The 21,310-nt window shown below is 59.7% G+C and carries 22 protein-coding genes; 16 read left to right on the top strand and 6 right to left on the bottom strand.

The genetic code is table 11. The features are described 5' to 3' along the window. Nucleotides 1–20 precede the first annotated feature (20 nt). On the top strand, nucleotides 21–692 hold the full coding sequence (locus tag AAFX04_04095) for a DUF4259 domain-containing protein (protein MEO1044601.1): 672 nt from the start codon (nucleotides 21–23) through the stop codon (nucleotides 690–692). On the opposite strand, the gene AAFX04_04090 is transcribed toward AAFX04_04095, so the two are convergent. The 6 genes from AAFX04_04090 to AAFX04_04065 all read right to left on the bottom strand — a co-directional run bounded on the left by AAFX04_04090 (nucleotide 689) and on the right by AAFX04_04065 (nucleotide 8,668). Next, the gene (locus tag AAFX04_04090; GenBank protein ID MEO1044600.1) at nucleotides 689–1,225 is read right to left on the bottom strand and encodes a DUF1254 domain-containing protein; all 537 of its coding nucleotides are present in this window, start codon (nucleotides 1,223–1,225) and stop codon (nucleotides 689–691) included. The two genes, AAFX04_04095 and AAFX04_04090, sit on opposite strands and share 4 nt — an antisense overlap. After that, nucleotides 1,222–1,809, bottom strand: a complete 588-nt coding sequence (locus tag AAFX04_04085; GenBank protein ID MEO1044599.1) for a DUF1214 domain-containing protein — start codon at nucleotides 1,807–1,809, stop codon at nucleotides 1,222–1,224. Before AAFX04_04085 ends, AAFX04_04090 begins: the two co-directional genes overlap by 4 nt. 21 nt (nucleotides 1,810–1,830) lie before the next feature. After that, nucleotides 1,831–4,491: a pyruvate, phosphate dikinase gene (gene ppdK, locus AAFX04_04080; protein MEO1044598.1), complete on the bottom strand. Its 2,661-nt coding sequence runs from the start codon at nucleotides 4,489–4,491 to the stop codon at nucleotides 1,831–1,833. 132 nt (nucleotides 4,492–4,623) lie between these two features. Further along, nucleotides 4,624–7,275: a glycine--tRNA ligase subunit beta gene (locus AAFX04_04075; protein MEO1044597.1), complete on the bottom strand. Its 2,652-nt coding sequence runs from the start codon at nucleotides 7,273–7,275 to the stop codon at nucleotides 4,624–4,626. Continuing rightward, nucleotides 7,275–7,646 carry an endonuclease domain-containing protein gene (locus tag AAFX04_04070; GenBank protein ID MEO1044596.1) on the bottom strand — a complete coding sequence of 124 codons (372 nt, stop codon included), beginning with the start codon at nucleotides 7,644–7,646 and terminating at the stop codon, nucleotides 7,275–7,277. The genes AAFX04_04075 and AAFX04_04070 overlap by 1 nt, the downstream gene beginning before the upstream one ends. A 107-nt stretch (nucleotides 7,647–7,753) precedes the next feature. Then, nucleotides 7,754–8,668, bottom strand: coding sequence for a glycine--tRNA ligase subunit alpha (locus AAFX04_04065; protein MEO1044595.1), 915 nt, complete (start codon nucleotides 8,666–8,668; stop codon nucleotides 7,754–7,756). A gap of 194 nt (nucleotides 8,669–8,862) precedes the next feature. On the opposite strand from AAFX04_04065, the gene AAFX04_04060 reads away from it, so the two are divergent. The 15 genes from AAFX04_04060 (at nucleotide 8,863) to AAFX04_03990 (ending at nucleotide 21,288) form a co-directional block, all read left to right on the top strand. Continuing rightward, nucleotides 8,863–9,966 carry a TraB/GumN family protein gene (locus AAFX04_04060; GenBank protein ID MEO1044594.1) on the top strand — a complete coding sequence of 368 codons (1,104 nt, stop codon included), beginning with the start codon at nucleotides 8,863–8,865 and terminating at the stop codon, nucleotides 9,964–9,966. Nucleotides 9,967–10,166: 200 nt separating this feature from the next. Further along, nucleotides 10,167–10,328, top strand: a complete 162-nt coding sequence (locus AAFX04_04055; GenBank protein ID MEO1044593.1) for a hypothetical protein — start codon at nucleotides 10,167–10,169, stop codon at nucleotides 10,326–10,328. Between the two features lie 29 nt (nucleotides 10,329–10,357). Then, nucleotides 10,358–10,807, top strand: a complete 450-nt coding sequence (locus tag AAFX04_04050; protein MEO1044592.1) for a hypothetical protein — start codon at nucleotides 10,358–10,360, stop codon at nucleotides 10,805–10,807. Nucleotides 10,808–10,809: 2 nt separating this feature from the next. Continuing rightward, a complete protein-coding gene (locus AAFX04_04045; protein ID MEO1044591.1) occupies nucleotides 10,810–11,013 on the top strand; it encodes a helix-turn-helix transcriptional regulator in 204 nt (67 codons plus the stop codon). Between the two features lie 131 nt (nucleotides 11,014–11,144). Continuing rightward, complete coding sequence (locus AAFX04_04040) at nucleotides 11,145–12,086, top strand: TraB/GumN family protein (GenBank protein MEO1044590.1); 942 nt, start codon at nucleotides 11,145–11,147, stop codon at nucleotides 12,084–12,086. 79 nt (nucleotides 12,087–12,165) lie between these two features. Continuing rightward, complete coding sequence (locus AAFX04_04035) at nucleotides 12,166–13,077, top strand: TraB/GumN family protein (GenBank protein MEO1044589.1); 912 nt, start codon at nucleotides 12,166–12,168, stop codon at nucleotides 13,075–13,077. Beyond that, nucleotides 13,077–13,895, top strand: a complete 819-nt coding sequence (locus tag AAFX04_04030; protein MEO1044588.1) for a thioesterase family protein — start codon at nucleotides 13,077–13,079, stop codon at nucleotides 13,893–13,895. The genes AAFX04_04035 and AAFX04_04030 overlap by 1 nt, the downstream gene beginning before the upstream one ends. Nucleotides 13,896–14,044: 149 nt before the next feature. Next, nucleotides 14,045–14,713, top strand: a complete 669-nt coding sequence (locus AAFX04_04025; protein MEO1044587.1) for a 50S ribosomal protein L25/general stress protein Ctc — start codon at nucleotides 14,045–14,047, stop codon at nucleotides 14,711–14,713. A gap of 21 nt (nucleotides 14,714–14,734) precedes the next feature. After that, nucleotides 14,735–15,319, top strand: coding sequence for an aminoacyl-tRNA hydrolase (pth, locus tag AAFX04_04020; GenBank protein MEO1044586.1), 585 nt, complete (start codon nucleotides 14,735–14,737; stop codon nucleotides 15,317–15,319). Between the two features lie 69 nt (nucleotides 15,320–15,388). Beyond that, nucleotides 15,389–15,871 carry an energy transducer TonB gene (locus tag AAFX04_04015; protein ID MEO1044585.1) on the top strand — a complete coding sequence of 161 codons (483 nt, stop codon included), beginning with the start codon at nucleotides 15,389–15,391 and terminating at the stop codon, nucleotides 15,869–15,871. A 34-nt stretch (nucleotides 15,872–15,905) separates the two neighbouring features. After that, nucleotides 15,906–16,919 (top strand): SDR family NAD(P)-dependent oxidoreductase, encoded by a 1,014-nt coding sequence (locus AAFX04_04010; GenBank protein MEO1044584.1) that lies wholly within the window; start codon nucleotides 15,906–15,908, stop codon nucleotides 16,917–16,919. A gap of 6 nt (nucleotides 16,920–16,925) precedes the next feature. After that, a complete protein-coding gene (locus AAFX04_04005) occupies nucleotides 16,926–18,149 on the top strand; it encodes a serine hydrolase domain-containing protein (GenBank protein MEO1044583.1) in 1,224 nt (407 codons plus the stop codon). Between the two features lie 28 nt (nucleotides 18,150–18,177). Next, nucleotides 18,178–19,026 carry a hypothetical protein gene (locus AAFX04_04000; protein ID MEO1044582.1) on the top strand — a complete coding sequence of 283 codons (849 nt, stop codon included), beginning with the start codon at nucleotides 18,178–18,180 and terminating at the stop codon, nucleotides 19,024–19,026. 12 nt (nucleotides 19,027–19,038) lie between these two features. Next, the gene (gene ychF / locus AAFX04_03995; protein MEO1044581.1) at nucleotides 19,039–20,139 is read left to right on the top strand and encodes a redox-regulated ATPase YchF; all 1,101 of its coding nucleotides are present in this window, start codon (nucleotides 19,039–19,041) and stop codon (nucleotides 20,137–20,139) included. Nucleotides 20,140–20,385: 246 nt separating this feature from the next. Continuing rightward, nucleotides 20,386–21,288 carry an OmpA family protein gene (locus AAFX04_03990; protein ID MEO1044580.1) on the top strand — a complete coding sequence of 301 codons (903 nt, stop codon included), beginning with the start codon at nucleotides 20,386–20,388 and terminating at the stop codon, nucleotides 21,286–21,288. Nucleotides 21,289–21,310 lie beyond the last annotated feature (22 nt).

Below are 21,310 nucleotides of genomic sequence, written 5' to 3'. Positions count from 1 at the left end.
ATATTACCGGGAGACAGACCATGGGTGCATGGGGTACAGGCAGTTTCGAAAATGATGATGCGCTCGACTGGGCTGCGCGCATCAAGGCATTGGAAGATATAGAGAAGTCCTTTGCCGCTCTGAAGGACGCCATCGAAGCTGGCGACGAAGAGCCATATTATATCGAAGCCACGCAAGCGGCGGAACTGGTCGCGGCAGCAGATACCATCGCCATGCTTATGGGTCGGCCATCGCGCGATGTTCCGGATGATCTGAAGCAAAGGCTCGCAGATGCGGGCGAGCCGGACATCAATCTTGTCGCGCGCGCGCAAAATGCGCTTTCGCTGATATTCCGCGATTCCGAGTTGGCCGAACTCTGGGCCGAGGCCGATGGTGAGATCAACCAGTGGAATCTGGCGATGACCGACCTTATCGCGCGCCTCAATCCGGAAAACGCGCCGCCACCATTATCTGTCGAGGAAATCCAGGCCGCCGCCAAAAATGACAGCCCGCCCATTTGCGTGTTCTGCAACGAGCCGATAGCGGCGGAGGAACTGCTGGAAGTCGCGGTCATCGACCATCGGCATCTGGGTACCAGCACCCATTATATGTGGGCGCATCTGCGCTGCCTCAACGCACGTGTGCATCACAGCCGGGCGATTCAGGACTTTCAATATGACCCCGACAATCTGCCGGATATCGATGATTTCTAGCGCCGCTTGATCGGCTCACAAAGTGATTTCTGGCGTATCGGGTCGATCTGGTCAAATTCACCACGATCCTTCATCAGCACGCGAATTAACGCGATGCCCTTATTGCCGGGCATCTGCACTTTTTCGCCATTGCGGTTGCCCAGCTGGTCGAAACGGCCGACGATGATGTCGATCGGTTCACCGCCCGTATCGCGGTCGCTGCGGACATAGACTGCATTGGTCTCGTCATCGAATATGGTGAGCGACCAGTAATGATCGGGAACCGGCTCGGCATGGATACGCAGTGGTGCCTTATGCAGATCAAAAGGACAGACCGAATAGATCAGGTCCGGGCTGGGCCGGACAATATCGCGCGCTGTGGCGTTGATCAGTGGCGAATACGTCATCCTGTTGGGTTCGCCAACGCGTTCAGTAACGCTATCCCAGGCACGCCCCATGATGTAGCCGGGCGCGCGATCGAACAGGCCAAAATAGCCGGCAATGCCGGAGATCAGCGCCAACGCGCCACCCATGACCAGACTGCGTGTGGTCATTCGAAACACTCCAGCAAGATAATGGTCGGCAGCGCCACGCTATCCCTGGCATCGAGCAGTTCCTCACCGGGATGGTAGGCGCGTAAAGTCAGTTCAAAGGGCTGGTTCTCGGCAACCGGAATCCATTTCTCGTCCGGATGGGCGAGCGCATGGGGGCCGACGGTAAATGACCAGTCATCCTGCTGCTCTTCGGACAGGGCGCCGCTCCCGACCGAATAAATGCCGCTCCTATTGGAGATAAGATAGCCATCCGGCGCATAGGCGGTGACACTCCACCAGCGCGCCGGCAGGCGGCCGCCACTGACGCGGTAATGACAGGCACCGTTGAGCGGCTCGCCATCACTGTCGAAAGCAGCGTTGTAATAGACCGCCTCGCTGTCGGGCAGCGCCAGCAAACCACGCAATGCAATGATCGCTCTGGTCCGCATATCGGCATCTCGGGTGCCGACATGCTGCGCAGTGCGCCATGGCCCGTTGCTGATGTCGAGAGCACTCATGCCGCTGCGCAACTGCCAGGCCGCAACACCGCCGCCAGCAGCAAGGCCCAGCGCAATGCACAGTAGATAACCCAATAAACGCAACATCGATACGCCCCTGTGCTGCCCTTAGCTTTTCAGTGCAGCCTGTGCCGCCGCCAGCCGCGCAATTGGCACGCGATAGGGCGAGGCGCTGACATAATCGAGGCCAACTGCATCACAAAAGGCGATGCTGGCCGGGTCGCCGCCATGCTCGCCGCAAATGCCCAGCTTGATATCGGGACGGGTCTTGCGGCCTTTTTTAACAGCGATTTCAATCAACTGACCGACGCCTTCGACATCGAGACTGACGAACGGATCACGCGGATAAATGCCCTTGTCGACATATTGACCGAGAAAACGCGCTGCATCATCGCGCGACACGCCCAAAGCGGTCTGGGTCAGGTCATTGGTGCCGAAGCTGAAGAAATGCGCCTCATGCGCAATATTGTCGGCCATCAGCGCCGCGCGCGGCAGCTCGATCATGGTGCCGACCAGATAGGGGATCGCCTGTCCCTTCTCCTCGAACACCGCCTTGGCAGTGTTGTCGACAACCGCGCGCATCAGCTCCAGCTCCTTGCGGGTGGCCACCAGCGGGACCATCACCTCGGGGATCGGCGCTTCGCCGGTGGCCTCGGCGACATCGCACGCCGCCTCGAATATGGCCCGCGCCTGCATCTCGTAGATTTCCGGATAGGTCACACCCAGACGACAACCGCGATGGCCGAGCATCGGGTTGAATTCGTGCAATTCTGCGACGCGACGTTTCAGCGTTTCCACACCAACATCGGCGGCCTCCGCTACTTCGGCAAATTCTGTTTCACCATGTGGCAGGAATTCGTGCAGCGGCGGATCGAGGAGGCGAATAGTCACCGGCAAGCCGACCATGATCTCGAAGATGCGGGAGAAATCGGCACGCTGTTCGGGCAACAGCCTGTCCAGCGCGGTGCGCCGGCCCGCTTCATTCTCGGCCAGAATCATCTGGCGCACGGCAGTAATCCGCTCGCTGTCGAAAAACATATGCTCGGTGCGGCACAGGCCGATGCCTTCGGCGCCGAAATCGCGCGCGGTCTGACAATCGAGCGGTGTTTCGGCATTGGTACGCACCGCCAGACGGCGCACCTTGTCGGCCCAGCCCATTAGCGTACCGAAATCGCCGACAAGCTCGGGCTGGATGGTCGGCACTTCGCCTGCCATCACCTCGCCGGTCGAACCATCAATGGTCAGTACGTCCCCTTCCTTGAACTCGCGCCCGGCAATCGCCAGCGTCCCCGCTTTGGCATCGATGGTCAGGCCACCGGCACCCGAGACACAGGGCCGCCCCATGCCGCGCGCTACCACGGCGGCGTGGCTGGTCATGCCACCGCGTGCAGTCAAAATGCCCTTGGCCGCGTGCATGCCGTGAATATCCTCTGGCGAGGTTTCGACCCGCACCAATATCACGCTGTCGCCCAGCTCATTTCGGCGTTCTGCCGTATCCGCATCGAAGACCACCACGCCCGAGGCCGCGCCGGGGGATGCCGGCAGGCCACTGGTCAGCACATCGCGCGCCGCTTCCGGGTCAAGCGTCGGGTGAAGCAGCTGATCGAGTGCCATCGGGTCGACGCGCAGCACCGCCTCCTGCTCGCTGATCAGGCCCTCGCCGGCCATATCCACCGCGATTTTCAGCGCCGCTTTGGCGGTGCGCTTGCCGCTGCGGGTTTGCAGCATCCACAGCTGGCCGCGCTCCACAGTAAACTCGATATCCTGCATATCGCGATAATGCGCCTCGAGCAGATCAAATACCCGCGCCAGCTCGGCATAGGTCTCAGGCATTGCCTCTTCCATGGAGAGCGGCTTGGCCCCGGCTTCTTCGCGTGCAGCCTTGGTGAGATATTGCGGCGTGCGGATACCGGCAACGACATCCTCACCCTGCGCATTGACCAGCCATTCGCCATAATAGGCATGGGTGCCATCGGAGGGGTTGCGGGTAAACGCCACACCGGTGGCCGAAGTCTCGCCCATATTGCCGAACACCATCGCCTGCACATTGACCGCGGTGCCCCAGTCGGCGGGAATGTCGTTCAACCGGCGATAGACCTTGGCACGTTCCGACTGCCATGAGCCGAACACCGCCGAAATCGCGCCCCAAAGCTGCTCCTCTGCATCCTGCGGAAAAGGCTTGCCCCATTCACGCTCGACGATTTCCTTATACTCGCCCACCAGCGCCTGCCAATGGCTCGCTTCCATCTCTGTATCGAGGAAGAAACCATTGTCTTCCTTGATGATTTCCAGCGCTTCCTCGAACAGATCATGCTCCAGCCCGAGCACGACATCGCTATACATCTGGATGAACCGGCGATAGCTGTCCCAGGCGAAACGTTCATCATCCGAGGTCGCGGCAAGGCCAGCAACGGTGGCGTCATTCAGGCCCAGGTTGAGCACCGTGTCCATCATGCCCGGCATGGAGACGCGCGCGCCTGAGCGCACCGACACCAGCAGTGGATCGTCCGCGCCGCCAAATGTCTTGCCGGTAATCGCCTCGATATGTTTGACGCCCGCCGCGACATCGGCCTTCAGGCTTTCGGGGAAGCGCTCGCCATCATCATAATAGCGAGTGCACATCTCGGTCGAGATGGTGAAGCCCGGAGGCACCGGCAGGCCGATCGCCGCCATCTCCGCCAGATTCGCGCCCTTGCCGCCGAGCAGATTCTTGTCATCCGCACTGCCCTCAGCGACGCCGCCGCCAAATTTGTACACATATTGGGTCATGAAATATTCCTGCGTTGAAGCGCACGGCACCGGCCCGCACCCCCTCCCGGCCCCCCATGAGTATAATCTGCGGAGGTCGGGAGGGGGTGCGGGCCGGTGTCGGATGTGAGCATAGCGAACATGGAGAGAATATTACCCCTCAATCTTCGAGAAATCGGCAACAGTGTGGATGGTATTGCGAATATCCGCCAGCAAGGCCAGCCGTGCGGCGCGTTTATCCGCATCCGGGTCGTTCACGGTCACATCATCGAAAAACGCATCAATCGGCGCGCGGAGCGAAGCCAGCGCGGTCATCGCATCCTCGAAGCGCTCTTCTTCGACGGCAGCCGCCGCAGCAGGCTTGGCTTCGGTCAATGCGGTAATAAGCGCGGCTTCGGAGGGTTCGGGCGTATAGGGCAAGTCCCTAAAGCCCTCTCCCTTAAGGGAGAGGGTTGGGTGAGGGTGTTCTGCACCTTCTGGCTTGGGACGCTCACCCCGACCCTCTCCCCGCTGGGGAGAGGGAGTTTCCTCTTTCTTTAGTATGTTCGCCGCGCGCTTATAGCCCGCGAGTAAATTGGCGCCGTCCTCGGTTTCGACAAAGCCCTGCAACGCCTTCACTCGGGCCAGCAGACGGACCAGATCATCCTCGCCGCCCAGCGCGAACACTGCATCGATGAGGTCGTGACGAACGCCTGCCTCGCGCTGTTGCACTTTGAGGCGATCAACGATGAAAGCAGATATGTCTGCCAAAGATGCTAATTCGTCCAATTGAGACCAAGTTCGACTTAGCAAATCAAGCCTTTCATTGAGCTGCGATAGGTCTTTACGAACAACTTCTACTGAAACTGGTTCAGGGAGAACCCATTCGCCTGCAGTCTCTGCTCTTTGATTAGCCGCAATTTCTTCAACAGTATCATCTGCGAGTTTTTGGTTCATCGATTGACGCCCCAAAAGACTCATTTCTGTTTTAATCTGAAATTCTAGATCTTTAAAAACGGTCTTAAAAATTACGTTGAGTGAGGCGCGATACCCATTGTTCATAAATAAAGAAATGATCGCCAGCGCTGCCCTTCTGAGCGCAAACGGATCCTTGGACCCCGTAGGTTTTTCATCAATCGCAAAAAACCCAACCAGCGTATCCAGCTTATCCGCCAAACTCACCGCCACCGTCACCGGCGCAGTCGGCACCTCATCGCCCTGCCCCACCGGCTTGTAATGGTCGCGGATGGCGGTGGCGACTTGCGGGTCGAGACCTTCTTTCTCGGCATAATAGCCGCCCATAAGGCCCTGTAATTCGGGGAATTCACCGACCATCTCGGTCACCAGATCAGCCTTGCACAGCCTGGCCGCCTGTTCGGCGAGGTCAGCGAGTTCCTCCCCGCTTGCGGGGAGGGGGACCGCGCTTGCGCGGTGGAGGGGGGTATCCACTTGCGCTGTGCCCGATGGAGAACCCCTTCCGTCAGCCGCGTTCGCTGGCGCTACGGCGCCTGCCACCTCCCCGTCCCGGGGAGGAATTATCCCCTCCTCACACAACCACCGCGCCAGCTTGGCGACGCGCTCCACCTTGTCGGCGACGGTGCCCAGCTTTTCGTGAAAGACGATATTGTTCAGTTTCTCGGCATGAGCCTCCAGCGGCGTTTTCTGGTCCAACTCCCAAAAGAATTTCGCATCGGCGAGCCGCGCGGCGAGCACCTTTTCATTGCCCGCGACCACCGCCTTGCCGCCATCGCTGGCGTTAATATTAGCGGTGCAGACAAAGGCCGGGGCCAAGTCCCCCTCTCGCCTGCGGGAGGGGTTAGGGGAGGGTTCGTCAGCCGTTGCAGGCCCTCCCCCGCCCCCTCCCGCAAGCGGGAGGGGGGCGCGGCAGATAAAATATTTCTGGTTCACCCGCGCCGTCAGCTGGATCACCTCTTCGGGAACATCGAGAAACGCCTCGTCATAGCGCCCGAGCAGCGGCACCGGCCATTCGGTGAGGCCGGCATTCTCGATCACCAGTCCCTCATCCTCGACCAGCACCAGACCGGCATCTGCGGCAGCTTTGGCTGCGCCCTCGCGGATGATGTTCTGCCGCTCTTCATGATCGACAATCACATGCCCGCCGCGCAGGCTGTCGGCATAATCATCGGCGCTGTTGATGGTGATCAGCGGCACATCGCTATGCGCTGAACTGCTGGCGGCGATGCGTTCCAGCGGGATCATATCCGCCATGTCTTCGACCAGGCGCGTCGCAGGCGCGCCATAGTGGAAGCGGTGGCCGACGGTGACGCGGTCGGCTTTGATGCCATCCACTTCGCATTCCACGACATCGCCGCCGAACAATGCGATAATGCCCTGCAAAGGCCGCACCCAGCGCAGGCTTTCGGTGCTGATGCTGGCTTTGCCCCAGCGCATTGATTTCGGCCATGGGAAGGCGCGGATAATCGCGGGGATTGCTTCGGCCAGCACATCGCTGGTGGCACGGCCCGGGGTGTTGATCACGGCGAAATAGGTCGCCCGCCCTTTAACTTCGCGCACTTCCAGCTGGTCACGGGTGACACTGTTCTTGCGGCAGAAACCATCCACCGCCTGATCCGGCGCGCCTTCGGGTGGACCTTTGACCTCATCATGTACCGCCTCGGTCTCATCCGGCAAGCCGCGCGCAATCAACGCCAGCCGCCGCGGGGTGGACCAGGTGGTAATGCTCTCGGCCTTGAGCCCGGCCTCGTCCAGTTGCGCGGTAAACAGCCGCTCCAGATCGGCCCGCGCCTTGCCCTGCATCCGCGCCGGGATTTCTTCGGAGAGCAATTCGAGGAGGAAATCGGTCATTATATATCCTCCCCGCTTGCGGGGAGGGGGACCGGCCGTAGCCTTGGCGAAGGCTGGTGGAGGGGGCCATCCACTTGCGCAGCAATAGCGATAATCACCGCCTCGAAATCAGAAAGAATGGTCTCCGCAGCGAAGCGCAAAACAGTATAGCCCTGTTCTTTCATATAGTTATCTCTGGCCGCATCGCTTTCAGGCTTTTCGCCCATGCCATGCACTTGCCCATCCACCTCGATAACCAGTTTCTTCTCGTTGCAGAAAAAATCCGCGACATAGGGACCAATGGGGTATTGCCGACGAAATTTCACGCCAAGTTTCTTGCCACGCAATGCTTGCCAGAGCTTAATTTCGGGCAGAGTCATTTCTTTTCGCAGGCGACGAGCTTTGTAAACGGTGGGCTTGCGTAAAGACGCAGCGCTCCCTCCACCACGCTTCGCGCGGTCCCCCTCCCCGTCCCGGGGAGGATTTTGCTGGGCAACCATCACACCGACCACCCCGGATATTGCTCGGCCCAGCGGTCCTTCTCCTTGGCCATATGCGCCTCGCATGAGCCCCGTGCGAGATCGCGGACGCGGCCCATATAGGCCTGGCGTTCGGCGACCGAGATCACGCCCCGAGCCTGCAACAGGTTGAAGATATGGCTGGCTTTGATCGCTTGCTCATAGGCCGGAAGTGGCAGCTGTTTCTCCAAGCAATTTTCGCATTCCGCCGTGGCTTTTTTGAACAGATCAAACAGCGCCTCTGTCTCCGCCACTTCGAAATTCCAAGTGCTCATCTGGCGTTCGTTTTCGAGGAAGACATCGCCATAGCTGGTGGGCTTATGCTCGGCGGTGGCGTCGTTGAAGGTCAGGTCATAGACGCTGTCGACCCCCTGAATATACATCGCCAGCCGTTCGAGGCCGTATGTGAGCTCGCCCGCCACCGGCTTGCAGTCATAGCCGCCCATTTGCTGGAAATAGGTGAATTGCGTCACCTCCATGCCGTCGCACCAGACTTCCCAGCCCAGTCCCCAAGCGCCGAGTGTGGGGCTTTCCCAGTCATCCTCGACAAAGCGGATATCATGCAGCAGCGGATCAATACCGATGGCGGTAAGGCTATCGAGATAAAGCTGCTGGATATCGCTTGGCGATGGCTTCAATATCACCTGATATTGATAGTAATGCTGCAAGCGATTGGGGTTCTCGCCATAGCGGCCATCGGTCGGGCGGCGACAGGGTTGCACAAAGGCGGCATTCCAGGGCTCAGGCCCCAGCGCGCGCAAAGTCGTCGCCGGGTGAAAGGTACCCGCCCCCATCTCCATGTCATAGGGCTGCAGGATGACGCAGCCCTGCCTGGCCCAAAAGGCGTGCAGGGTGAGAATGATTTCCTGAAAGCTGAGCGGCGTAGGGTCGGCCACCGGTTTATCCTTCGGCTTGCTGACGATAAAGTCACAAAATGTGAAGCCGCGCTTTGGCGGATGGCGTGCATCGGGTCAAGACGCGCACCGTGGCGATTCACCCGGTTTTTGGGAAAATTACTTGACGGATACGCTTCTGGCGCTGTTTCTGGTGTATGACAGAGATCATCAATCACAATGGGAACGCCCCGCCTATGCCGGCCATTCATCGTCTGATCACCAAAATCGCGGCCATGACGCTGGCTGTAGCACTGTTCCAGACGCCGCTTGTTCAGGCACAGGTGAAAAACGGCCCCGACCAGACGCAGCAGGGCAGCGAATTTACGCTCAAGGGTCAAGGCGACACTTCCGTTGACAGCCCGGGTGATGGCGACAGCAGCGCTTCGCGGACAGCATTTGCCGACAAGGCACGGTTGGCACTGGCGCTGCGTCAGGATTATGAACCCAATCCCGCAATCTGGCGCCTCTCCGATGACGACACCACCATCTATCTGTTCGGCACCATCCATATCCTGCCAGAGGGTTTCAAATGGCGCTCCAGCAAACTCGACGCGATTATCGAGGAAGCTGATGAACTGGTAATGGAGACCAGCGAGGATGAGGACGATCTCGACGCAATGATGATGGAAATGATCGGTACCATCTTCAACGCCACTGCCGAGCGCGGCCCGCTGAGCAGCCTTGTCGACGCCGAAAACAGACCCAAGCTGGAAATGCTGGCAGAGCAGATCGGCATGCCGAAAGACTTTATCGACATCATGCCGGTCTGGTTGCTCGGCTTTTTCAGCTTTTACGATGGTGCCGCCGATTTTGGCTCGGTCGATGAATATGGCGTTGAGACAGTTCTCGGCAAAATCTTCAAGAGCAGCAACAAGCCGATCAGCGCGATCGAGGACGGCAATGCGGTGATGGCGGCGATGAGCGCCATCGACGAAACTGCCATGATCGCCGAACTCAATACCGCGCTGAGCAAATGGGACGGCAAAGGCCCGTTATTCGGAACGCCTGAGACCAATCCGTCGCTGGCCGACCCGATTGCCTATTTCGCAGACGATCATGGCTGGGCTCAGGGCAAGACCAGCGCCATGGCATCGGGGCTGTCGCGCGAGGAACTGGGTGACGCCTTTTACGATGTGCTGCTGGTTGATCGCAATCGTGCCTGGGCTGAATGGCTCGACGACCGGCTCGATGCACCAGGGACAGTTCTGGTCGCAGTCGGTGCGGGCCATCTTGCCGGCCCCGATTCGGTGCAGGTGATGTTGCGCAAGCGCGGTCTGGAAACCGAGCGCATCCGCTAGGCCCGCATCGCACGGCAACGCGCAGACGTTTGCGCATCCCCCAAAATGTCTACAAATCATCACTTTATGACATCTACCCATGCCATAAAGACATCTCTCCATTACCAAAAGTCATGCTTACTTGACATCGATCAGAATCATCGGCATATAGTCATGGAAACCTGACATCGTGTCAGGGACTGATGACTGGGAGAAACACCATGCAATGCTGTAAACTGTCGCCGTCCAATCGCAACACCGTGTGGCTCGGTGCCGGAGCAATTATCGGTCTGGCGCTGATGAAGAAGGCTAATGAAGGTCTGATCGGCTGGTATGACCGCGGGCTGGAAACGCTCCAGCTCTTTGCCACCATGGTCGCCTGAACCATAACCACGCTACAGGGGAAATGATAATGTCTACACAAGGCCGAAACGGCTTCTGGAACAGCAAATATACCTTCCGCAACCTCAATGTGATGTTCGTGTTGCTGATGGTGATCGGTATAGTCAGCCTGATCTCCGATCTGGGCGATACCCCCGATGTGGAGCGGATAGCTGCCAATGCCGAAGCCGTGCAACCTGTCATCGCCGCTGCGATACTGATCCCGGTGATTGCCATTTTCGCGGTTATTTTCTCCATCGGCACCGGCATCGACCGGCGCTGCAGCGAGGATTATGCCTTTCAGCTTATGGCGACGGCGGCGCTGGCGACTTTGCCCACTATATTGTTCAGCCATGCTGCTTGGATGTTGCTGGCGAAATTCGGGCCGGGCATACCGGTACCCATGGGGAATGATATCATCGCACTGCTGATGATCGGTTTCTCATCGGCCTGGTTCACCCTGCGCGTGAAAGGCCTGTAGCGATGAAGAACCGGCTCAAGGTCTTGCGCGCCGAGCGCAACTGGAGTCAGGCAGAGCTGGCCCAGCATCTCGATGTCTCTCGACAGGCGGTCAACGCTATCGAGACCGGCAAATATGATCCGTCACTACCACTCGCTTTTCGCATTGCGCGGCTGTTTGGCCAGGCAATAGAAGAAATTTTCGATGACGGCGTTCAACCCGGATAATCTATGACACCACCGCCCATGTCCGGTTCATCCTTTCCCTTCCATAGGGTGCCTCACCGGATTTAACGCAGCCCAGTTTAAGGCAATGGCAAGATTTTATCCCCATTCCCCACCCATTGAAGGAAATTCGCGTGAACATCAGCTTTTTTACCCGCTCCATCCCGACACTTGGCCTGGTTATGACCAGTATCGGCGCCGCATTTGCCACCCCCGCTCCTGCACTTGCCGAGCAGGAGTCAGCCCAAGCCACACCGGAAGCCACGGATATGACCGATGTCGATCCGGCTCTGTGGATAGTACAGGATGAAGACACCACCATTTACCTTTTCGGTACGCTGCACCTGCTGAGGCCGAAACTGAGCTGGTTCGACGAGGCAGTACGCGATGCATTTGATGCCTCGGATGAACTTGTGCTCGAAATGATCGAGCCTGACCCTGCCAAGATGCAGGAAATTATCACCAGCAGGGCCATCGACTTCAACAATCCGCTGCGCGGCAAGCTGGACGAGACAGAAAAAGCCACCTTTGACCGTGCCATGACCGCCATTGGCATGCCGGTCGCAGCATTTGACAGGATGGAACCCTGGTTCGCTGCAATCAATCTTGGCGTGCTGCCACTGGTTCAGGCAGGCTATGACCTCAATAGCGGCGTCGAAAAGGTGCTGATCACCCAGGCCAAGGCCGATGGAAAGACGCTGGTCGAACTGGAAAGCGCCGAACAGCAAATCGGCTTTCTCGATAACCTGCCCGAGAAAACCCAGATCAACTATCTGATCAGCACCGCCGCCGGCGTTGACAGTGTCGCCGAGCAGAGCGATGCCATGATCACCAGCTGGGGCGATGCTGATATTGATGCGCTGGCTGCGATCATGCATGCCGGATTCGCCGATCCGCTGCTCTATGACACAATGCTCACCAACCGCAACATCGACTGGGCCGGCTGGATCAAGACCCGGCTCGATACGCCCGGAACGGTGTTCATTGCGGTGGGAGCCGGCCATCTCGCCGGCGACAAAAGCGTACAGCAACAGCTTGCCCGGCTGAATATCACGACACGGCGTGTCGAATATTGATGACCGCGCAGCACCCGGCAGGCCACCATCGGGGCAGTGCAGCATTCCCATAGGCACAACGCTCGGCTAAGGCGTCGCCATGCGCGTTCTTGTTACCGCCCTTTGCCTCGCCTTGCTTGGGCCGTTGCTCGCTGCATGTGAGCGCGAGAGTTCGGTCACCCGCGACTGGACCGATATGCCAAGCGAGCACCGCCCAGCGCTGTGGCGGATCAGCCGCGATGGCCAGAGCGGCTATCTTTTTGGTGCCGTCCACGCCCTGCCGGACCGTTTGCACTGGTATGATGATGCCATCATCGCAGCGCTCGACGCCAGTAAGACCCTGGCGCTGGAAATCGATCCGTCTCAGGAGCCCCAGCCGGTGCCGGACACCTTCAGGGCAATGGGCGCCACCCCCGGCATTCCCCCTGTCAGTCAGCGCATTGATGACCAGTGGCAGGATGAATATGCAGCACTGGCCGAAACCGCCAGCCTGCCCGACAATGCCTTTACCGGCCGCGAAAGCTGGGCCGCGGCGCTGTCACTGGCAGGCATAGCCACCAGTGGCCTCGGCGTCAGCCGGACCTATGGTGTCGAGGCAGTGCTGTCGCAATATGCCTATAAGCGCAACATGCCTATCATCGCCCTGGAAAGCGCCGCCGAGCAATTCGGTTATTTCGATCGGTTGACCGAAGCACAGCAGCTGAAAATGCTCGAGGCGGTGATCGCCGATGCGGCAACGGCACGCAACAGCTATCGCACCCTTCTGACCAACTGGCTCAACGGTGATGTGGCATCACTGGCTGAAACGACGAAATCGGGACTGCTGGCCACCGAACCGGTGCGCAATGCGCTGCTGGTCCAGCGCAACCGCGCCTGGATTGCCGAGATCAGCGGTCTCGTCGATGACGGCAAACGCCCCTTTGTTGCCGTCGGCGCCGCGCATCTTGCCGGACAGGACAGCGTACAGGCGATGCTGGTGGCCGAAGGTTTTGCCATAGAAAGGGTGCAATAGTGACCGCAGACAGGACCGAATTCGCGCTGGACAGAGCGCTTCAGCTGCAGGCGCTGGACGATAGCACAAGCCATTGGCGCGCCGGGGTCACCACCGATTACTGCAACACACCCAAAGCGGCCTTTGGCGGCTGGATCAATGCACTGGCTTACCGCGCCATAGCCAGCCATTCCGATTCTCGCGGGACGCTGCAGACAATGCAGACCAGTTTCATGGGCGGTCTCGCCGAGGGCGATGTCACCATCAAAGCCCGTCTTCTCGTCAGCCGCAGGGCCACCGATTTCTGGCGCGTCGACATGATGCAGAATGACGCTCTCATGGTCTCGGCCCAGCTCGTCTTCGGCCTCCCCCGCAAGAGCGGACCGGAGGTGCAGATCGCGATGCCTGAGGCCGCTCCTGCTGAAGAGTCACAACCTCTCGAACCTGCCCCGCCATTGACACCCTTGTGGATGGGGCAATATCGCCAATGGCTCGCCCGGGGAACGCCCTTCAGGGTCAACCCGCGCCCGGAGAGCTGGCTGTGGATCCAAGACAGGGACGAACGCCCGCTCGACCTGCCGGGGCTGATCGCGATGGTCGATGCTCCCATGCCCCGAACCTTCTTCGTCGACAGCCAGTTGCGCATGGGCTCGACGATCCAGATGCAGAACCATGTTGTCGCAACCCCTGAACAGATTGCCGCCGCCGGTGCGAAACCGATAATGTTGCGCGCGGACAGCAGCAGCATCGCCAATGGCTTTTACGATCAGCGCGTCGATGCATGGTCGGCTGACGGTCAGTTGCTGATGATCAGCAACCAGATGGCGGCGCACCGCTAGATACCGGCCTGATGCAGGCGGCGATCAGCAGGTAAGGCTTGCACAGGCGCCGCTTTTCCCCTAAGCGCGCGCATCCCTGCCATCTTGGTCATCCCTGGAGGCGAGATGGATATCAGGGCTTTTGACAACCACCGATTTGGAGACAGACCATGAGCGATCAGCTTACCCTGTCGGCCGAGCAGCGCGAAAAAGCAGGCAAGGGAGCCTCTCGTGCGCTGCGTCGCGAAGGCCGCGTACCCGCCGTGATTTACGGCAATAACGAAGACCCCACCCCGATCCATCTGGAAGAGCGCGAGCTCAACAAGATGCTCGGCACCGGACATTTCATGAACTCGCTGGTCATGGTCAATGTCGGCAAGGACAGCATCCGCACCCTGCCGAAAGATGTTGCTTTTCATCCGGTTACCGACCGGCCCCTGCATGTTGACTTTCTGCGTCTCGCCAAGGACGCCACGGTCGAAGTTGCGGTACCGGTAATCTTCGTCAATGAGGAAGCTTCACCGGGTTTGAAACGCGGCGGTGTTCTCAACGTTGTCCGGCACGAACTGGACCTGGTCTGCGATGCGGCGCGTATCCCCGACCAGATCGAGATCGACGTTACCGGTCTTGAAGTCGGCGACTCCGTGCACATTTCTTCCGTCAGCCTGCCCGAAGGCAGCGAATCGGCAATTACTGATCGCGACTTCACCGTTGCCACTGTCGTCGCACCGTCGGCGCTGAAGCGTTCGGACAGCGAAGCAGAAGCGGAAGCTGCAGAAGGCGGCGAGGAAGCAGAAGCTGAAGGCGGCGAAGAAGGCGAAGCCACAGACGGCGAGTAATCGCTAAAGGGAAACAACACCGTGCAACTCTGGGTCGGCCTTGGCAATCCGGGAGCGGAATACGCCCTCAACCGCCACAATGTCGGCTTTATGGCGCTCGACGCCATAACCGAGGTGCACGGTTTTCCCCCACCGAGGGTGAAATTCCAGGGCTGGGTCGCCGAGGGGCGGCTCAGCCTTTCGCATGGCGGATCGCAAAAGCTGCTGCTGCTCAAGCCCGCCACCTTCATGAACAAGTCGGGCCAGTCAATCGGCGAGGCTATGCGTTTCTACAAGCTGTCGCCTGAAGATGTGACGGTGTTTCACGACGAACTCGACCTGGCACCGTTCAAGATCAAGGTAAAGCGCGGCGGCGGCACCGCGGGACATAATGGCCTGCGCTCCACCGATCAGCATATCGGTCCCGATTTCCGCCGCGTCCGCATCGGCATCGGTCATCCCGGCAGCAAGGCCCGGGTGCATGGCCATGTACTGGGCAACTATGCCAAGGCCGAAATGGACCCGCTGAGCGACATGCTCGGTGCCATCGCCTCTGCGGCGCACCGGCTGGCCGAGGATGACGATGCCCGCTTCATGAGCGATGTGGCGCTGCGGCTGCAGGAGTGATAAGCTGCAAAGAAAAAGGATCAGGCCCCGTTCACAAGAAAAGCTTAGCCTGATCCGGGGAGAGCGGACATGGCCTTTGGTCAATCGATATTGCTGCTTCTTGCAGCTGGCGCCGTGCAACAGGCCTATGCGCAAGATGAACCCGGCACACCGTCACCACTCCCCGCATCTGCTGCCGCTCCGGCGCGCATGGCCCTGCCGCAAAAGGTGCCGAACCGGCGTCGGGAGCCGGTTCCGCTGATCGCGCCCGAATTGTGGATCACCACCACCGATTATCCGATGAAGGCCGCGCTTGATGGCAATGAGGGCGATATAGAGGCTGAGCTGTTCGTGTCGGACGACGGCAAGGTCACAGGGTGTGACATCATCAAGAGCTCGGGCGACAGCCGACTCGACATGGCGACATGCCGTTTGCTGCGCAAGCGCGCCCGTTTCAAACCGGCGCTCGACGAACAGCGCCAGCCCATCTCCGCCAGTTATATTTATAGCTATAGCTGGCGGCTACCGCCACCATCCTTGTCGCCTCCCTTCCGCCGCCAGGGCGAACCATAGACGTCACCACCACATAGCATAAAGGAGAATCCTTATGGCCGATATCAGTCGCCGCGACATGCTCGCAGGAACCGCCATTGCCGGCGGTGCGATAGCGCTCACCGCCTCCGGCGCAACGGCAACGCTGACCGGAGAAGACGCGGGCAGCGGCACATCAATGGCAGGCAAATCGGTACTGATCACCGGCTGTTCCTCAGGCTTCGGACGGCTGAGCGCGATGCACTTTGCCGGACTGGGGGCCCATGTCATCGCCACCATGCGCAACCTGCCGCGCGAGGAAGCCGCCAGCCTTGCCGCCGAGGCGAAGAAACAGGGGTGGAAACTGGACATAATCGAGATCGATGTCCTTTCCGATGAGCAGGTCAAAAACGGCGTCGCCGAGGCCGAACGCCTCACCGGCGGGCCGATCGACATATTGGTCAACAATGCCGGTATCGGGATTACCGGGCCGATTGAATTGCAGGACATGGAAGCCACCAAGCTGATCTTCGATACCAATGTCTATGGCTATCACCGGCTGGTGCGCGCGGTACTGCCAGGCATGCGGACACAAAAATCGGGGCATATCTTTGCCGTCTCATCCCAGCTTGGCCGCGTGATCGTGCCCGGTGCCGGCCATTATTCACCGACCAAATTCGCGGTCGAGGCCATGGCCGAGCAAATGGCTTATGAGCTGGTGCCACACAATATCGGCGTCACGGTGATTCAGCCGGGCGGATACCCCACCGATATCTGGAAGAAACGCAACGTCTATACCAAGGCGTTGCGTGACCGCATTTCAGAGGAGCGCAAGGCCGGCTATCCGGCGCTGGTGGCGCGCATGGGCACCGAGGATGGATCGGGCCGCAACGCCGACCCGATGGATATACCGCACGCCATGGCAGAAATTGTTGCCATGCCCGCTGCGGAGCGACCGGTCCGTCGCGCCGTCCATCCCGGCAACAAGCCGCAAATGGCAATCAACTCGGTCTCGGCAGAAACCCAGGTGAAGTGGCTGGGCCAGACACCCTTTGGCCCGTGGATCAACGCAGTACACAACAAGGCATAAGCATTCATGCAGCACCAAAGAATACCGGCCCTGCTCAAGGGCATGCTGGCCTTTGCTGTCCTTGCAGCCGTCGGCACATCCCCGGCGCTGGCACAGACCGCATCGCAATCGCGTGTCGACGCTACGGCTGAGACTCCGCTTTACCGTCCCGTAAAATGCAAGGAGCGCAAGGCCTATAACGGCCGCAAACCCTATTTCCGCACAATCGAGTCCCGCGCCGATTTCGCACCATTGGGCGGGACAGCATTGCCCACCGCCGATGCAGCAGCGCTGGACCGCGCCTTTGGCGAAGCGCAGCGAAATGCCAAGGCCAAGGCGATGACCGTGGCACTGGCCTGGCCCGATGGCCGCTTGTGGCAGAAGAGCAGCGAGACACCGGAAAGACTGTTCTACTGGGCCAGCGCGACCAAGACTTTTACCGCTGTTGTGGCGCTGCAACTGGTCGAGGAAAAGCGCCTGTCGCTCGATGACCGGCTGGCAAAATGGCAGCCCGACCTGCCCAATGCCGAGCATATCACCGTCCGCGACTTGCTGCAGCATACCAGCGGTCTGTTTAGCGCCAATGAAGATCCGGAATGGCGCGCGAACGGACAACGCTCGCTGACTGCGAGACAGCATGACGATATCCTGAAAGACCGTGGTGCGATGTTCTGCCCCGGCCAGTATTGGCGCTATTCCAATTCGGGCTACACGCTGCTCGGTCGCATTGTCGAAGCGGTCGAAAACCGGCCCTTTGCCGATGTGGTGCAGACGCGGATCATCGACCGTCTGGGCCTGGCGCAGACGGTGATCGTCTCGCCCGCCAATCTGGATCGCATTGTGCCGTTGGCGACTGATGGTGAGGAGCCGGTTCTCGACATTACCGGCCCCGGCACCGCTGGCCCGGTTGCCGCCAGCGCCGGCGACATGGCGCGCTTCTGGGCCGCATTGCTCAACGACCGGCTGGTCAGCGCGGAAACCCGCCAGCAAATGTTCGCCGAACTGCTGCCGATGTTCGATGTCACCACCTATTACGGTCTGGGTGCGATGCTGGTCGACGCACCGGCAGCTGTCGGGCGCCTGATCATGCTCGGCCATTATGGCGGCGCGCCGGGCGTCAGCGCGTGGATCGGCTATGATGTCAATCGCAGGATGATTGTCACTGTGGCGCTGACCGGCGACGGCTCTTCAACCGCGGTCGCCAATTACATGCTGAAAGCGGGTGAAAAAGCACAGGGCGCAAATCGATAAAACGCACTGGCAAGCCTATCATGGGAGCATGAACCAGAGCCTGACCCACTCTTATCGCGGCAGAAGCCTGTCATTATTCGGCCTGATATCGGGACTATGCGTCGGCATTGGTGCCTATCTGATGATATCCGGAAATGTACTGACCTCGGCATCGCTGGGCACCGCACTGGCATGGGCCATCGGGGCGGTTCTGGCGATCGCTTGCGCCTGTACGCGACTTGCGGAGCGAGGCTTGACAGTCCTAACCTGTATTGGCGGCGCAGCATTGACGCTGACCCTTTTCCAGTCCGGTCAGGATGACGTTACACGCTGGCTCGCCATTGGTTCGGTCCGTCTGAATGCCGCGATGCTGACACTGCCATGGATAGTGGTTGCGATGGCACAATCCGGTTTCAGAGGGCGTATCTACCCTGCCATCGCTGTGGTCCTGGCCATCATTCTCGCCATACAGCCCGACCCCTCCCAGGCATTCGCATTCGCCGCCGCAATGGGCGTAGTGGCATTGCATGAGAGGAACACAAAGGCGCTGCTGATCGCCGCAATTTCTATCGGCACAGCGCTGGTCGCGATATGGCGCAACACGCCGCTGCCGCCAATTCCCCATGTCGAGCTGATTATCGAAATGGCTTTTGAGACGTCGTCCCTGCTCGGTTTTCTGCTGATCCTGCTATTGGCTGCCGGCGCCCTGTTCCCGGCGCTGCTGGCGCGTCAATCTGGCCGCAGCGAAGGGCTTGCCCTAACCGCATATCTTGCCGTTGCTACCATCGCACCGGCATTTGGCTGGTTTCCCGTTCCATGGGCGGGCGCAGGAATGAGCTTCCCAATCGGTATCTGGTTGGCTATCGGGCTGTTGCTCTCGGCCAGTAAGCCAGATTGAAGGATTGCGAATATGGGTTTCAAATGCGGTATTGTCGGCCTGCCGAATGTCGGCAAGTCGACGCTGTTCAATGCACTGACCGAAACACAAGCGGCACAGGCGGCCAACTATCCCTTTTGCACTATCGAGCCGAATGAGGGCGTCGTCGCGGTACCCGATGACCGGCTCGACAAGATTGCGGCGATTGCCGAGAGCAAGAAGGTCATCGCGACCCAGCTGACCTTTGTCGACATTGCCGGGCTGGTAAAGGGGGCAAGCAAGGGGGAAGGTCTGGGCAACCAGTTCCTCGCCAACATACGCGAAGTTGACGCCATCGTCCATGTGCTGCGCTGTTTCGACGATGACGATATCCAGCATGTCGACAACCGCGTCGACCCGATCTCCGATGCCGAAGTGGTGGAGACCGAATTGCTGCTCGCCGATCTGGAGAGCCTGGAAAAGCGCGTCCCCAATCTGCAGAAGCGCGCCACCGGCCAGGACAAGGAGGCGAAGATCGCCGCCTCGGTGCTGGCCAAAGCGCTCGACCTGCTGCGCGAGGGCAAACCGGCGCGCCTGACCGAACCCGCCGATGCCGAGGAGGAGAAGCATCTGGCACAGGCGCAACTGCTGACATCCAAGCCGGTGCTCTATGTCTGCAATGTCGATGAAGACAGCGCCGCCAACGGCAATGATTACAGCGCCACAGTATTTGAGAAAGCGAAGTCCGAGGGCGCCGAAGCGGTGGTCGTATCGGCTGCCATCGAGTCCGAACTGGTCGCCATGGAGGCCGAGGAAAAGCAGATGTTCCTCGAGGAAATGGGGCTCAGCGAGACCGGCCTCACCCGCGTCATCCGCGCCGGCTATGACCTGTTGAACCTGCAAACCTTCTTCACTGCCGGGCCGAATGAGGCGCGGGCATGGACCGTCGAACGTGACGCCAAAGCGCCGCAGGCTGCAGGCGAGATACACAGCGACTTCGAACGTGGTTTCATCCGCGCCGAGACCATCGCCTATGACGATTATGTCGCACTGGGCGGCGAAAGCGGAGCGCGTGAAGCGGGCAAGCTGCGCCAGGAAGGCAAGGACTATGTGGTGCAGGACGGCGATGTCATGCTGTTCAAGTTCAATGTCTGACGGCTTGCCTGCAAGAAGGCTTTGACCGAGCCGGAAACGGTTCGCCGCACACTGCTCTCAAACCATCCGGGCTGCTGGCGATTCTGCAACAGCCATTCACCTGCGAGAAAGCGTCACCGTAACATTGGGTGTCCAGTGGGGTGCGAGCGCGATAATAATCGCACAATTTTCCATAAAAATGCAGGGGACTGAGCTGCCGGACGTGCCTTGGCGCGACTGGCCCGAACAGTTTGAAGGAGCAGTATAATGAGTGTCATCTCCAAACGGCCGGCAGGTCTGTTGCTGGTCACAGCGCTTGCCATGGCAGCGCCCCATGCCCTGTCCGCACAGCAGCAGGACATGCCGGGGAGCGCATCTCAAACCACGGTATTCGGTACACCGCCTGCCGACCTCAGCGAACTGACTGAAGGGCCCGAAATCGAAGGCCTTATTTCGGCACGAAATGGCGACATGCTGCTGGTAACAAGAGAAGATGGCGCGGACGAGCAGATCCGCATCAGCGACGGAACCGAAATTCGCGGCACGGGCGGTTTCCTGGGCCTTGGTCGCGACAAGCTTGCCGCGGATTCGCTGCTCAACGGCCTGCCGGTGACAGTCAGGACCGTGGAATGGGGCGGTGGCCTCGTCGCCAGCCGCATCAGGTTCCGCAACAAGGATCTGAAGACGGCATCAATGATACGCAGCGGCACCGAACAGCAATTTGCGCAACAGGGCGCCGCCATCGACCAGAATGCAGCGGCCACCGAAGCCCTGCGCGGTCGGGTCGGCGATATCGACAAATACAACATCAAGCGGACGACAAATGTCTATTTCGATACCGGCAGGGCCGTGCTGTCCGCGCAGGACAAGGCCGAGCTGTGCGCCACCGCCAGCGAAGCCGAGGCAACCGATAACGCCCTGATGCTGGTTGTCGGCTATACCGATTCAACCGGAAGCCAGGAATTCAACCAGCAGCTCAGCGAAAAGCGCGCCAGCCGTGTCGTCAACTATCTGCAGCAGGCCTGTGGCTGGAAGCCCTATCGCATGCTGACACCGACTGGCATGGCCGAAGCCGATCCGGCAGCAAGCAACGACACCATCGAAGGCAAGGCGCAAAATCGCCGCGTTGCGGTCAATGTGCTTGTCAGCAAGAGCGTCGACGGCCTTTAAGCCCGGATTGCAGGCGACCTCG

The sequence above is a fragment of the Pseudomonadota bacterium genome, from assembly GCA_039818985.1.
GTDB lineage: Bacteria > Pseudomonadota > Alphaproteobacteria > Sphingomonadales > Sphingomonadaceae > Alterisphingorhabdus.
The sequence above is the reverse complement of the archived record's forward strand: the minus strand, read 5'-3'. Positions and strand labels throughout refer to the sequence as shown.

Excerpts from the sequence above, each read along its gene's own strand:
- AAFX04_04095 (MEO1044601.1), top strand. The coding sequence starts at position 21 with ATGGGTGCATGGGGTACAGGCAGTTTCGAAAATGATGATGCGCTCGAC.
- AAFX04_04090 (MEO1044600.1), bottom strand. The coding sequence starts at position 1,225 with ATGACCACACGCAGTCTGGTCATGGGTGGCGCGTTGGCGCTGATCTCC.
- AAFX04_04085 (MEO1044599.1), bottom strand. The coding sequence starts at position 1,809 with ATGTTGCGTTTATTGGGTTATCTACTGTGCATTGCGCTGGGCCTTGCT.
- ppdK (MEO1044598.1), bottom strand. The coding sequence starts at position 4,491 with ATGACCCAATATGTGTACAAATTTGGCGGCGGCGTCGCTGAGGGCAGT.
- AAFX04_04075 (MEO1044597.1), bottom strand. The coding sequence starts at position 7,275 with ATGACCGATTTCCTCCTCGAATTGCTCTCCGAAGAAATCCCGGCGCGG.
- AAFX04_04060 (MEO1044594.1), top strand. The coding sequence starts at position 8,863 with ATGCCGGCCATTCATCGTCTGATCACCAAAATCGCGGCCATGACGCTG.
- AAFX04_04055 (MEO1044593.1), top strand. The coding sequence starts at position 10,167 with ATGCAATGCTGTAAACTGTCGCCGTCCAATCGCAACACCGTGTGGCTC.
- AAFX04_04050 (MEO1044592.1), top strand. The coding sequence starts at position 10,358 with ATGTCTACACAAGGCCGAAACGGCTTCTGGAACAGCAAATATACCTTC.
- AAFX04_04045 (MEO1044591.1), top strand. The coding sequence starts at position 10,810 with ATGAAGAACCGGCTCAAGGTCTTGCGCGCCGAGCGCAACTGGAGTCAG.
- AAFX04_04035 (MEO1044589.1), top strand. The coding sequence starts at position 12,166 with ATGCGCGTTCTTGTTACCGCCCTTTGCCTCGCCTTGCTTGGGCCGTTG.
- AAFX04_04025 (MEO1044587.1), top strand. The coding sequence starts at position 14,045 with ATGAGCGATCAGCTTACCCTGTCGGCCGAGCAGCGCGAAAAAGCAGGC.
- AAFX04_04015 (MEO1044585.1), top strand. The coding sequence starts at position 15,389 with ATGGCCTTTGGTCAATCGATATTGCTGCTTCTTGCAGCTGGCGCCGTG.
- AAFX04_04010 (MEO1044584.1), top strand. The coding sequence starts at position 15,906 with ATGGCCGATATCAGTCGCCGCGACATGCTCGCAGGAACCGCCATTGCC.
- AAFX04_04005 (MEO1044583.1), top strand. The coding sequence starts at position 16,926 with ATGCAGCACCAAAGAATACCGGCCCTGCTCAAGGGCATGCTGGCCTTT.
- AAFX04_04000 (MEO1044582.1), top strand. The coding sequence starts at position 18,178 with ATGAACCAGAGCCTGACCCACTCTTATCGCGGCAGAAGCCTGTCATTA.
- ychF (MEO1044581.1), top strand. The coding sequence starts at position 19,039 with ATGGGTTTCAAATGCGGTATTGTCGGCCTGCCGAATGTCGGCAAGTCG.
- AAFX04_03990 (MEO1044580.1), top strand. The coding sequence starts at position 20,386 with ATGAGTGTCATCTCCAAACGGCCGGCAGGTCTGTTGCTGGTCACAGCG.